The organism is Burkholderia sp. Ac-20349 (assembly GCF_017104865.1).
GTDB classification, from domain to species: Bacteria; Pseudomonadota; Gammaproteobacteria; order Burkholderiales; family Burkholderiaceae; genus Burkholderia; species Burkholderia aenigmatica.
The window spans coordinates 1-11,378 of sequence record NZ_JAAGPM010000195.1 but is presented as its reverse complement, the minus strand read 5'-3'; the positions used below and the strand labels follow the sequence as shown (position 1 = coordinate 11,378).

The 11,378-nt window shown below is 66.4% G+C and carries 12 protein-coding genes; 10 read left to right on the top strand and 2 right to left on the bottom strand.

Translation table 11 applies throughout. The annotated features are described in order from the left end of the window. A partial coding sequence (locus G3N61_RS35515) for a response regulator transcription factor (RefSeq protein WP_241018053.1) occupies positions 1-779 on the bottom strand: 779 nt, incomplete at its 3' end. On the opposite strand from G3N61_RS35515, the gene G3N61_RS35510 reads away from it, so the two are divergent. The 10 genes from G3N61_RS35510 to G3N61_RS35465 all read left to right on the top strand — a co-directional run bounded on the left by G3N61_RS35510 (position 778) and on the right by G3N61_RS35465 (position 10,148). Next, the gene (locus G3N61_RS35510; protein WP_155292077.1) at positions 778-918 is read left to right on the top strand and encodes a hypothetical protein; all 141 of its coding nucleotides are present in this window, start codon (positions 778-780) and stop codon (positions 916-918) included. The two genes, G3N61_RS35515 and G3N61_RS35510, sit on opposite strands and share 2 nt — an antisense overlap. Before the next feature lie 50 nt (positions 919-968). Continuing rightward, positions 969-2,042, top strand: coding sequence for a recombinase RecA (recA, locus tag G3N61_RS35505; RefSeq protein WP_043190741.1), 1,074 nt, complete (start codon positions 969-971; stop codon positions 2,040-2,042). Beyond that, positions 2,042-2,914 (top strand): recombination regulator RecX, encoded by an 873-nt coding sequence (gene recX, locus G3N61_RS35500; protein WP_205824693.1) that lies wholly within the window; start codon positions 2,042-2,044, stop codon positions 2,912-2,914. The genes recA and recX overlap by 1 nt, the downstream gene beginning before the upstream one ends. A gap of 146 nt (positions 2,915-3,060) precedes the next feature. Further along, positions 3,061-3,669 (top strand): DUF2889 domain-containing protein, encoded by a 609-nt coding sequence (locus tag G3N61_RS35495; RefSeq protein WP_205824694.1) that lies wholly within the window; start codon positions 3,061-3,063, stop codon positions 3,667-3,669. 68 nt (positions 3,670-3,737) lie between these two features. Then, complete coding sequence (gene sucC / locus G3N61_RS35490) at positions 3,738-4,904, top strand: ADP-forming succinate--CoA ligase subunit beta (RefSeq protein WP_205824692.1); 1,167 nt, start codon at positions 3,738-3,740, stop codon at positions 4,902-4,904. A 69-nt stretch (positions 4,905-4,973) separates the two neighbouring features. Further along, complete coding sequence (sucD, locus tag G3N61_RS35485; RefSeq protein WP_006477916.1) at positions 4,974-5,855, top strand: succinate--CoA ligase subunit alpha; 882 nt, start codon at positions 4,974-4,976, stop codon at positions 5,853-5,855. Positions 5,856-6,011: 156 nt separating this feature from the next. Then, positions 6,012-6,716 carry a TerC family protein gene (locus G3N61_RS35480; protein ID WP_089451482.1) on the top strand — a complete coding sequence of 235 codons (705 nt, stop codon included), beginning with the start codon at positions 6,012-6,014 and terminating at the stop codon, positions 6,714-6,716. Between the two features lie 98 nt (positions 6,717-6,814). After that, the gene (locus G3N61_RS35475) at positions 6,815-7,411 is read left to right on the top strand and encodes a pilin (protein ID WP_205824691.1); all 597 of its coding nucleotides are present in this window, start codon (positions 6,815-6,817) and stop codon (positions 7,409-7,411) included. A gap of 153 nt (positions 7,412-7,564) precedes the next feature. Continuing rightward, positions 7,565-9,343, top strand: a complete 1,779-nt coding sequence (locus G3N61_RS35470) for a Wzy polymerase domain-containing protein (protein WP_205824690.1) — start codon at positions 7,565-7,567, stop codon at positions 9,341-9,343. 454 nt (positions 9,344-9,797) lie between these two features. Then, positions 9,798-10,148 carry a TonB family protein gene (locus G3N61_RS35465; RefSeq protein ID WP_089451216.1) on the top strand — a complete coding sequence of 117 codons (351 nt, stop codon included), beginning with the start codon at positions 9,798-9,800 and terminating at the stop codon, positions 10,146-10,148. Between the two features lie 120 nt (positions 10,149-10,268). Here G3N61_RS35465 and G3N61_RS35460 read toward each other — a convergent pair. After that, the coding region (locus G3N61_RS35460; protein ID WP_205824689.1) for a hypothetical protein at positions 10,269-11,378 on the bottom strand (1,110 nt) is incomplete at its 5' end.

Genomic DNA, 11,378 nt, shown 5'->3' with positions numbered 1-11,378 from the left:
TGCCGGACGGTCGCGTGGAACGCCTTCAGCTGATCGAACACGACTCGGCCTCTCCCCTCTGTATCGCGCGTCAGCGTAGCGCATGCGTATGTCGGCCGGATGAAAGGCGCGTCGTGTGCCACTTCGAGGCAATAGCCGAGGCCGCGCACGGTCGAGATCCGTACGCCGCTGGGTTCGATCTTCTTGCGCAGCCGGTGCACGTAGACTTCGATCGCGTTGTTGCTGACTTCCTCGCCCCATTCGCACAGATGGTCGACGAGCTGCTCCTTCGACACGAGCCGGCCGATCCGCTGCAGCAGCACCTCGAGCAGGCCGAGCTCGCGTGCGGAGAGATCGAGCACGTGATCGTTCGCATACGCGATGCGGCCGACCTGGTCGAACGCGAGCGAGCCGTGGCGCACGACGGTCGGGCCGCCGCCCGCGCCGCGCCGGGTCAGCGCGCGCACGCGCGCCTCGAGCTCGTTGAGCGCGAACGGCTTGGCCATGTAGTCGTCGGCGCCGAGGTCGAGCCCCTTCACGCGCTCGTCGACGCTGTCGGCGGCCGTCAGGATCAGCACGGGGAGATTGGAATTGCGGGCGCGCAGGCGCTTGAGCACGTCGAGCCCGGGCATTTTCGGGAGCCCGAGATCGAGGATCAGCAGGTCGAACGTCTGCATCGACAGCGCCGTATCGGCGTCGACACCGGTCTTCACGTGGTCGACCGCATAGCCCGATTGGCGGAGTGACCGGGTGAGGCCGTCCGCGAGTATGCTGTCGTCTTCCGCGATGAGAATTCGCATGATGCTGACCGATGGCCGGCAGGGCGTTCGCGCCGGCCGGCTGTCTCCGAAGTTATTCGTGTACAACGCAGCCTGCATTGCGGGCTTGCACAAAACACTGTTTTTTTATACAGTGTCTGCATTCGTGGGCGGCGCTTGAAAGCGGGCGCGCCTCTAACAGACGCTGCTCATCATAGCAAAGGACGATTCATGGAAGATAGCAAGAAGGGCTCCGGGATGACCGCCGAGAAGAGCAAGGCGCTGGCCGCCGCGCTTGCCCAGATCGAAAAGCAGTTCGGCAAGGGCTCGATCATGCGCATGGGCGACGGCGAGGCGACGGAGAACATCCAGGTCGTGTCCACGGGCTCGCTCGGTCTCGATATCGCGCTCGGCGTCGGCGGCCTGCCGCGCGGCCGGGTGGTCGAGATCTACGGTCCGGAATCGTCCGGTAAAACCACGCTCACGCTGCAGGTCATTGCCGAACTGCAGAAGATCGGCGGTACGGCGGCGTTCATCGACGCCGAGCACGCGCTCGACGTTCAATATGCAGCGAAGCTCGGCGTGAACGTGCCGGAGCTGCTGATCTCGCAGCCGGACACCGGCGAGCAGGCGCTTGAAATCACCGACGCGCTGGTGCGCTCGGGCTCGATCGACATGATCGTCATCGACTCGGTCGCGGCGCTCGTGCCGAAGGCCGAAATCGAAGGCGAGATGGGCGATTCGCTGCCGGGTCTGCAGGCCCGCCTGATGTCGCAGGCGCTGCGCAAGCTGACCGGCACGATCAAGCGCACGAACTGCCTGGTGATCTTCATCAACCAGATCCGGATGAAGATCGGCGTGATGTTCGGCAACCCGGAAACCACGACGGGCGGTAACGCGCTGAAGTTCTACTCGTCGGTGCGTCTCGACATCCGCCGGATCGGCTCGATCAAGAAGAACGACGAGGTGATCGGCAACGAAACCCGCGTGAAGGTCGTCAAGAACAAGGTGTCGCCGCCGTTCCGCGAAGCGATCTTCGACATCCTGTATGGCGAAGGTATTTCGCGTCAGGGCGAGATCATCGATCTCGGCGTGCAGGCGAAGATCGTCGACAAGGCGGGCGCCTGGTACAGCTACAACGGCGAGAAGATCGGCCAGGGCAAGGACAACGCGCGTGAATTCCTGCGCGAGAATCCGGAAATCGCACGCGAGATCGAGAACCGCATTCGCGAATCGCTTGGCGTGGTCACCATGCCCGATGGTGCTGGCCTGGACGAAGCCGAGGCGATGGACGAAGAAGAGTGATGGTCGGGCGCCGAGGTCAGGCTGGCGAGCCGGAGGAGAGCGACGTGCCCGAAACGGCGGGTCGCTCCGGCCGGCGAGCGGGATCCTCGGGCGCCGATCGGCGGGTCGCAGGCAGCCATGCCGCGAACCGCACCGCGACGAGGGCATCCGACGATGCCCTCGTTTCGTTTGAGATTACCGCACCGGATGATCCATTCGACGACGATGAGTCGTTCGATGCGCACGACCGCTCCCGTCGTCGCGTGTCCTGTGTCAGCTTCCCGGGCGATCGCGCAGCCGATGCATCGGCGCCGGCCAGGGAAGATGTCTATACGCGCAGCAGCCAGCATCCGCGTCGCACACGTCGCGCGTCGGGCGCTTCTTCTTCCAGTGCTTCGCCAGGTGACGCTCCGGGCGCGACCGAGCGCAAGTCGTCGAAGCCTCAGCGATCGTTGAAGGGCCGCGCGCTCGGCTATCTATCCCGCCGCGAATACAGCCGCGCGGAACTCGCGCGCAAGCTCGCGCCCTACGTCGGCGAAGACGAGTCCGTCGAGCCGGTGCTCGATGCGCTGGAACAGGAAGGCTGGCTGTCCGACGCGCGCTTTGCCGAGAGCCTCGTGCATCGTCGCGCGTCGCGCGTCGGTGTCGCACGCATCGTCAGCGAGCTGAAGCGTCATGCGGTGGGCGACACGCTCGTCGAGGAAGTGAACGCGCAGCTCCGCGAGACCGAATGGGCGCGTGCGCAGGCGGTCTGGCGCAAGAAATTCGGTGCACTGCCGCAAACGCCGGCCGAGCGTGCGAAGCAGGCGCGCTTTCTCGCCGCGCGCGGCTTCTCGAGCGCGACCATCGTGAAGTTGCTGAAAGTCGGCGACGATTTCCTGATCGACGACTGACCGCGCCGATCGCGCGCGTGGCGCGCGATTTTGCTGCAACGCAACCATTTCCGGACAGGCGGGAATACCCGCCGTCGCGTCAAGCTGTCTCAAATACCCAATATGCTAAAATCCACGGGTTTTCCTCTTCGGCCTCAACCTCCAGCATGCCGCTATCCGAGCCCGTGCCCCGTCAGTTGCGACATCAACGCGCAATCCGAGCGGAAGCTTACGAGCGCGGCGACGGCTTGTGGGACATCGAAGCCTGCCTGACCGACCACAAGCCGCGCGATGTCGCGCTTGCGTCGGGCATCCGGCCCCAGGGCCTGCCGATCCACGAACTCTCGCTGCGCGTGACTATCGATCGTGACCTCAATGTCGTCGACGCCGAAGCGTCTTCGGAATGGGTTCCCTATCCCGGTCACTGTCAATCCGCCCCTCCCGCCTATCGGGCCCTCATCGGGCTCAATCTCTTCCGCAATTTCCGCCGCAACGCGAACCGGCTGCTCGCCGGCGTCGCAGGCTGCTCCCATCTCACCGAACTGTGCGCCGTGCTGCCGACGGCAGCGATTCAGGCGTTCGCCGGTGATGTGTGGAACGTGCGCGAAGAGGGGGGCGAAGGGCCGGATCATGACGGCGCACACGAAGAAGCGCCTTTCCAGCTCGGCCGCTGCCGGGCGTTGCGGTTCGACGGTGAGGTCGTGCGGCAGTACTACCCGCGCTGGTATGGCGCGAGCCGGCCGGACGTGCCCGGTGATGGCAGCACGAAGGAATGAACGGAAATCATTCGAAGAAGCGTCTAAAGCGACTTTTCATCCAACTCTCAGACTGAAGGGAATCACGCATGAAGATTCACGAGTACCAGGGTAAGGAAATCCTGCGGAAATTCGGAGTCGCGGTACCGCGCGGCAAGCCGGCGTTCTCGGTTGACGAGGCCGTCAAGGTGGCAGAAGAGCTCGGCGGCCCGGTTTGGGTCGTGAAGGCTCAGATTCACGCGGGTGGCCGTGGCAAGGGCGGCGGCGTGAAGGTGGCGAAGTCGATCGAGCAGGTTCGCGAATACGCGAACCAGATCCTCGGCATGCAGCTCGTCACGCACCAGACCGGTCCGGAAGGCCAGAAGGTCAACCGTCTGATGGTCGAAGAAGGCGCCGACATCAAGCAGGAACTGTATGTCAGCCTCGTCGTCGATCGCGTGTCGCAAAAGATCGTTCTGATGGGTTCGAGCGAAGGCGGCATGGACATCGAAGAAGTCGCCGAGAAGCACCCGGAACTGATCCACAAGGTCATCGTCGAGCCGTCGACGGGCCTGCTCGACGCTCAGGCCGACGACCTCGCCGCGAAGATCGGCGTGCCGGCTGCTTCGATTCCGCAAGCGCGCGCGATCCTGCAAGGCCTGTACAAGGCATTCTGGGAAACCGACGCATCGCTGGCTGAAATCAACCCGCTGAACGTCTCGGGCGACGGCAAGGTCACCGCACTCGACGCGAAGTTCAACTTCGACGCGAACGCGCTGTTCCGCCACCCGGAAATCGTCGCTTACCGCGACCTGGACGAAGAAGATCCGGCTGAAATCGAAGCGTCGAAGTTCGACCTCGCGTACATCTCGCTCGACGGCAACATCGGCTGTCTCGTGAACGGCGCAGGCCTGGCAATGGCGACGATGGACACCATCAAGCTGTTCGGCGGCGAGCCGGCGAACTTCCTGGACGTCGGCGGTGGCGCGACGACCGAGAAGGTCACCGAAGCGTTCAAGCTGATGCTGAAGAACCCGGATCTGAAGGCGATCCTCGTGAACATCTTCGGCGGCATCATGCGCTGCGACGTGATCGCGGAAGGCGTGATCGCCGGTTCGAAGGCCGTGAACCTGAACGTGCCGCTCGTCGTGCGCATGAAGGGCACGAACGAGGACCTCGGCAAGAAGATGCTGGCCGATTCGGGCCTGCCGATCATCTCGGCGGACAGCATGGAAGAAGCTGCGCAGAAGGTCGTCGCGGCTGCCGCAGGCAAGTAAGCGCGCGCTAATGAACACGCATGGCGGCGCGGTTCGCTCGCGACGCCAATCGAACAGAGGTCAAAATACATGTCGATTCTGATCAACAAGGACACGAAGGTCATCACGCAGGGCATTACCGGCAAAACCGGTCAGTTCCATACGCGCGCCTGCCGTGAATACGCAAACGGCCGCGAAGCATTCGTCGCGGGCGTGAACCCGAAGAAGGCCGGCGAAGACTTCGAAGGCATTCCGATCTACGCAAGCGTCAAGGAAGCGAAGGCAGAAACCGGCGCGACCGTGTCGGTCATCTACGTTCCGCCGGCAGGCGCAGCAGCTGCGATCTGGGAAGCGGTCGAAGCCGATCTGGATCTCGCGATCTGTATCACGGAAGGCATCCCCGTCCGCGACATGATCGAAGTGAAGGACCGCATGCGCCGTGAAGGCCGCAAGACGCTGCTGCTCGGGCCGAACTGCCCGGGCACGATCACGCCGGACGAGCTGAAGATCGGCATCATGCCGGGTCACATCCACCGCAAGGGCCGCATCGGCGTCGTGTCGCGTTCGGGCACGCTGACGTATGAAGCGGTTGCCCAGCTGACGGCACTCGGCCTCGGCCAGTCGTCGGCAGTCGGTATCGGCGGCGACCCGATCAACGGTCTGAAGCACATCGACGTAATGAAGATGTTCAACGACGATCCGGACACGGATGCGGTCGTGATGATCGGCGAAATCGGTGGTCCGGACGAAGCCAATGCGGCAGAGTGGATCAAGGACAACATGAAGAAGCCGGTCGTCGGCTTCATCGCTGGCGTCACGGCGCCTCCGGGCAAGCGCATGGGCCACGCCGGCGCGCTGATCTCGGGCGGTGCGGATACGGCCGAAGCGAAGCTGGAAATCATGGAAGCGTGCGGCATCACCGTCACGCGCAACCCGTCGGAAATGGGCCGTCTGCTGAAGAAGGCGCTGTAATATTTCCCCTGGGTTCGTCCTGCAGAAAACGCCGGCTTTGCCGGCGTTTTTTGTTATGCTCGCGCAATGAATTCGTAAGCACCGGGCATGCATCGCGCATGTGCCGGCGATGAACCGGGCCGCCTGCGTGGCGGCCGCTGTCCTGTCCTCACCGCCATGCTCGAATTCCTGACATCGCTGCACTGGGGCGCCGTGCTCCAGATCGTCGTCATCGACATCCTGCTCGGCGGCGACAACGCGGTCGTGATCGCGCTCGCCTGCCGCAACCTGCCCGCGAACCAGCGGCTGCGCGGTGTCATCTGGGGCACCGCGGGGGCGATCCTGCTGCGCGTCGCGCTGATCACGTTCGCAGTCGCGCTGCTCGACGTGCCGTTCCTGAAGCTCGGCGGCGGGCTGCTGCTGCTGTGGATCGGCATCAAGCTGATGGCGCCGGCCGCCGACGCGCACGACGACATCAAGCCGGCCAGCCGGCTGTGGGACGCGGTGAAGACGATCGTGATCGCCGATGCGGTGATGAGCCTCGACAACGTGATCGCGATCGCCGGCGCGGCCGAGCAGGCCGACCCGTCGCACCGGATCGCGCTGGTGATCTTCGGGCTCGTCGTCAGCGTGCCGATCATCGTGTGGGGCAGCACGCTGGTGCTGAAACTGCTCGACCGTTTCCCGATCGTCGTGGCGTTCGGCGCCGGGCTGCTCGGCTGGATCGCGGGCGGACTGATCGTGAACGACCCGGTCGGCGACCGCTGGCCGGTGCTCGATACGCCGGAGGTCCTCTACGGCGCGAGCATCGCAGGCGCGCTGTTCGTCGTGGCGATCGGTTACACGCTCAGGAAACGCCGCGACGTACCGCACGCGCACTGACTACTGGCCGTCCGGCCGACTGCCGGATTCACGGCCCGCTGGCTACGATCGAGACGCCTGCCTTTACGGGCAGGCGTTTTTCGTTTCCGGAGCCTGCCATGTTCGAAGCCTTTTCCATTTCCCTGTTCCGTCGCGTGGCCGCCGATCTGCGGCGCGCGAACCGGCCGTCGCCGCGCTGGCGGCCGGCCGGCTTCACGCTGATCGAACTGATGATCGTGCTGGCGATCGTCGGCGTGATCGCGGCTTATGCGATTCCCGCGTACCAGGATTACCTGGCGCGCTCGCGCGTCGGCGAGGGGCTCGCGCTCGCGTCGTCCGCGCGGCTTGCCGTCGCCGACAACGTCGCAAGCGGCACGAGCCTCGATGGCGGCTACAGCCCGCCGGCCGCGACCCGCAATGTCGAATCCGTCGCGATCGACGGCGCGACCGGCCAGATCACGGTCGCATTCACCACGCGCGTCGCCGCGGCTGGCGCCAATACGCTGGTGCTCGTGCCGTCCGCGCCCGACAAGGCCGATGCGCCCACCGCGCGCGTGCCGCTCAAAAAGGGCGCGATGCAGGCCGGTGCGATCGCGTGGGAGTGCTTCGCCGCCGGCAAGGATGCATCGTCGCTGCCGGCGCCGGGGGCCGGGCCGTTGCCGGGCGACGCCGCGACGCTGCCTGCGAAATATGCGCCGGCGGAGTGCCGCGCGTAGTGCCGGCGGAGGGGCAGGGCGGCGCGGGCAGCATGTCGGCCGCCGCTTCAGCCGGCCCGGGCGGTCGTCCCGCGTCGGGTCGCGGCGCGAAGGCCCCGCACAGAGGAGGGAAAGTTTTGTATAGTGCGCCGGTTGCTGACATCCGGTTCGCTCATGCCCTCCACTTTTTCCCGTTCGTTGCCGCTCGTTGCACTGGCTGTCGCCCTGATCGTGCCGTACGCAATCACGAATCACACGTATCCGATCCCGACCTTCTATTCCGAGTTTTCCGCGCTGGTGCTGTATCTGCTGGTGGGGGTGTCCGTCGTGCTGCTCGCGCGCACGAGTCGCCCGGCCGAGCCGTTTGCGGCACCGGCCGCGTTCGTCGCTCCGCTCGGGTTCGCCGTGGTGCTCATCGCGCAGGTCGCACTGATCCCGCTCAAGGTGCCGTCGATGAACTGGCTGGCGGTCGGCTATCTTGCCGCCGCGCTGGTCGCGATGCAGGCCGGCTATGCGCTCGCGCGCGACGGGCTGGCCGAGGCCGTGTCGCGGATGATGGCCGGTGCGCTGCTCATCGGCGGCGTGTTCGCGGTCGGAACCCAGATCGCGCAGTTGTTCCACCTCGAGTCGGCGCTGTCGCCGTTCGTCGTGATGTACAACGTCGCGGTCGATCGCCGTCCGTACGGCAACATGGCGCAGGCGAACCATCTGGCCAGCTACATCGCGTTCGCGCTCGCGGGCGCGCTGTATCTCGTGCAGACGCGCCGGCTCGCGGTATGGGCGTGGTTCGCGCTGTCGATCGTGCTGTCGGTCGGCCTCGCGCTGACGGTGTCGCGCGGGCCGTGGCTGCAGGTCGGGGTCATGGTCGTCGCAGGCTTCTGGATGGCGTGGCTCGAATCGCGTCGTGCGCCAGGCAATGCGCGCGCGTGGCTGATCCCGGTCGTGCTCGCGGTGGCGTTCATCGCGGTGAACGTCGCGGTGCGCTGGGCCAACGTGCACTATCACCTGAATCTCGCGGAATCCGCGGCCGACCGGATGCGCGACGCGGGGCAGATCGCGCCGCGTCTCGCGCTGTGGAAGTACGGGCTCGCGATGTTCCGCGAGCATCCGCTGCTCGGCGTCGGCTGGGGCGAGTTCCCGTCGCACCAGTTCGCGCTCGTGCGCTCGCTCGGCGGCGTCGAGATCGCGAACAACTCGCACGACATCTTCATCGACCTGCTCGCGAAGTCCGGCCTCGTCGGCCTGGGCGTGCTCGTCGTCACGCTCGTGACGTGGTTCGTGCGTGCGGTGCGCGCGCCGCAGTCGAGCATGCGCGTGTTCGGCTTCGCGCTGATCGGCATCCTGCTGATGCACGCGCTGGTCGAGTATCCGCAGCAGTACATGTTCTTCCTGTTGCCGGCGATGTTCGTGATCGGGCTGCTCGACGTGAAGCCGCTGCGCATCCTGCCGGGGCGCGCAGCGTTCGGGTTGTTCGCGGTGCTGTCGGTCGGCGGCGTGCTGGCGGCGGTGCCCGTGCTGCGCGACTACCAGCGTGCGGAAGTGCTGTATTACGGCAGCGATCCGGCCGCGCAGTACCGCGATGCACCGTCGCTGCTGTTCGGCGCGTGGGGCGAATATGGCGCGGCCACGCTGCTGCCGATTTCGGCGGACGACCTGCCGGCCAAGCTCGCCGCGCATGAACGCGCGATCGCGCTGCTGCCCGGCGAGACGGTGCTGCGCCGCTATGCGGCGCTGCAGGCGCTGGCGGGCCGCAACACCGATGCGCTTGACACTGTCGCGCGCCTGCACGTGTTTGCGAAGGAGTTGAAGGACTGGCCGCAGCAACTGGCGGCGCTGTACAAGCTGTGCGATCAGCAGCCGGCGCTGAAGCCGTTCAAGGCGGCGGTCGTCGCGAAATACGGCGAAGTGCCGGCCGATGCGGCCGACGATGAGGACGACGACGATTCGGATTGATGCGCGCAGCGCCTGCCGGACGGGGAATACCGGCATGTGCCGCGCGGTGAGGAAGTCGCGGTGTGCGTCGGGCCGAACTGCCGGGCGCGAACCCGGTGAATCCGGCCGAGTAGCGATTACCTCGCGGATTGCGCGGATTCCGGCTGAACGCGCGGCGATTCGCGTCAACCATTGTCAAATCGACGCCGCTTTCCGGGTGGCGCGTGCACAATGCGCGAAAGCGCGTGCGTACCGGCTCGCATAGGGCCTGTGCCGGCGTCAGCACGGGCAGTACCCCGGCCATCCGGGAAGTTCACCACGCAGGATCGCGGCCGGGCATCGATCGGTCGTGCGGCCGTAACGGGGCGCCGGTCCGATGGCCGCGGCGCAGTGTGATGCAGGCGGTGCGGCCGGGAAATGTTCCCAGGTGCGTGTCGCGTGCGTCCGGAACAGTGCTCAAGAACGATATTCGACCATGGCTATTCGCTCGACCTACCTGATCCTGCCCGCCGTCGCGATGCTGTTTTCCGGCTGCGCGATGCTGTCGTCGTCGCAGGAAAGCAAGCTGACCTGCCACATTCCGCGTGCCGTCTATCCGGATACCGCGAAGCCGCTCACGCGCCCGGCGACCGTACTCGTGCGCGCGCTGATGACGACGTCCGGCGAGGCGCAGAACGTCACGGTGACCACGAGCAGCCGCAATGCGGCGGCCGATCGCGCGGCCATCGACGCGATGACGCACGCGACCTGCGTGCAGACGGGCGCGACCGCGAACCCGTTCATGCTGACCCAACCGTTCGTGTTCGAGCCGCAGCGCGGCCAGTGATGGGCAGGCGGTGCGGCCTGCGTGCGGGTTGCCGTCCGGCTTCGCCGCGGCCACCCGCACCGTTTCGCTTGGCCGCCGACAGTCGATGCGCGCGGCCGTTGCGGCGCGCGCGCCCGCCGTTCAGTGCTGCGGCATCAGGTTCGCGCCGCGGCAAGCCGGCTCGGCCGCCGTGCTCAGCCCGAGCAGCGTGAACCCGTTGCGCTCCTGGCGAATCAGCGCATAGTGCCGCGCGACCGTTTCTCCGGTGTTGCCCGTCAGATCCAGTTCGACCTGAAAGCGGTCCTTGCTGTCCGAGCAACTGCGCACCGGGCCGTACGCGAACCCCCTGTCGGCAGTCTTGCTGGCCTTTTCGAACACCTGTCGGCCTTTCAGCGCGGCCGCTGCGGCGGCGGGCTCGCTCCATTCGCGCGCCAGCGCATCGTCCGCCTTCAGCCATTCGTCGACGAAATCGCGGCCGTTGAGCGCAACGGGCTGTACGCGCTGCACGGTGCCGCCGTCGACGCGATAGCGGAAGACGCCCGGCCGCGTCATCACGTCGCTGTCCTTCGAGCCGACCGTCGCCCGCACCTCGAAGCCGTCGGGGCGCACCTTGAACCGGATCGGGTTTTCGTCGAGCACGTAGCTGTTCTCGGAATGGAACACCGTGCGCTGCACGGCCGAGCCGTTGGCCGGCGCGATCACGTCCACGGCGAACTGGCTCCAGCGCGATGCGCACCACGGCGTGCCGTGGACGACCGCGACCTGCCCGCCGGGTAGCGCCGAGAACCAGAAGCCGGCGCCATACGCGCCGCCGATGTCCTTGTAGTCGCCGGCCTGCCAGCGCAGCACGCGCCGCCAAGTACCGTTTTCCCAGGCGTACGCGGTCAGCACGTTGTCGTCGCCGCAATCGATGTCGAAGCCGGCGCGCACGAACAGCAACGGGCGCGACGTGCCGCCGCGTTCGACGCCGACGTCCGGATTGCGGCCGAATGCCGATTCGCCGTCTTTAAACTGGGTAGTGGGTTGAGCGGGCACGCCGAGCGCGGTCGCGAGCGTGCGTTTCAGCGCGGCCGGGTCGACCTGTTCGTCGCTGCACGCGAGCCGCGCGTCGATCGCGCCGACGAGCGCCTGCTTGTACGCACGCAGCGCGTCGCGCAGCGGCGGCGCAATGTCGACGCCGCCGCCGTCGCTCGGCGGAACGCGGATCTGCCGGACGCGGTGCTGCGCGTCGATGGCCGCGCGCGCGGCGGT

What these genes read in the sequence shown, in the direction of transcription:
- G3N61_RS35480 (WP_089451482.1), top strand. Translation starts at nt 6,012, where the DNA reads ATGCTCGAATTCCTGACATCGCTGCACTGGGGCGCCGTGCTCCAGATC.
- G3N61_RS35475 (WP_205824691.1), top strand. Translation starts at nt 6,815, where the DNA reads ATGTTCGAAGCCTTTTCCATTTCCCTGTTCCGTCGCGTGGCCGCCGAT.
- sucC (WP_205824692.1), top strand. Translation starts at nt 3,738, where the DNA reads ATGAAGATTCACGAGTACCAGGGTAAGGAAATCCTGCGGAAATTCGGA.
- recX (WP_205824693.1), top strand. Translation starts at nt 2,042, where the DNA reads ATGGTCGGGCGCCGAGGTCAGGCTGGCGAGCCGGAGGAGAGCGACGTG.
- sucD (WP_006477916.1), top strand. Translation starts at nt 4,974, where the DNA reads ATGTCGATTCTGATCAACAAGGACACGAAGGTCATCACGCAGGGCATT.
- G3N61_RS35465 (WP_089451216.1), top strand. Translation starts at nt 9,798, where the DNA reads ATGGCTATTCGCTCGACCTACCTGATCCTGCCCGCCGTCGCGATGCTG.
- G3N61_RS35470 (WP_205824690.1), top strand. Translation starts at nt 7,565, where the DNA reads ATGCCCTCCACTTTTTCCCGTTCGTTGCCGCTCGTTGCACTGGCTGTC.
- G3N61_RS35495 (WP_205824694.1), top strand. Translation starts at nt 3,061, where the DNA reads ATGCCGCTATCCGAGCCCGTGCCCCGTCAGTTGCGACATCAACGCGCA.
- G3N61_RS35510 (WP_155292077.1), top strand. Translation starts at nt 778, where the DNA reads ATGATGCTGACCGATGGCCGGCAGGGCGTTCGCGCCGGCCGGCTGTCT.
- recA (WP_043190741.1), top strand. Translation starts at nt 969, where the DNA reads ATGGAAGATAGCAAGAAGGGCTCCGGGATGACCGCCGAGAAGAGCAAG.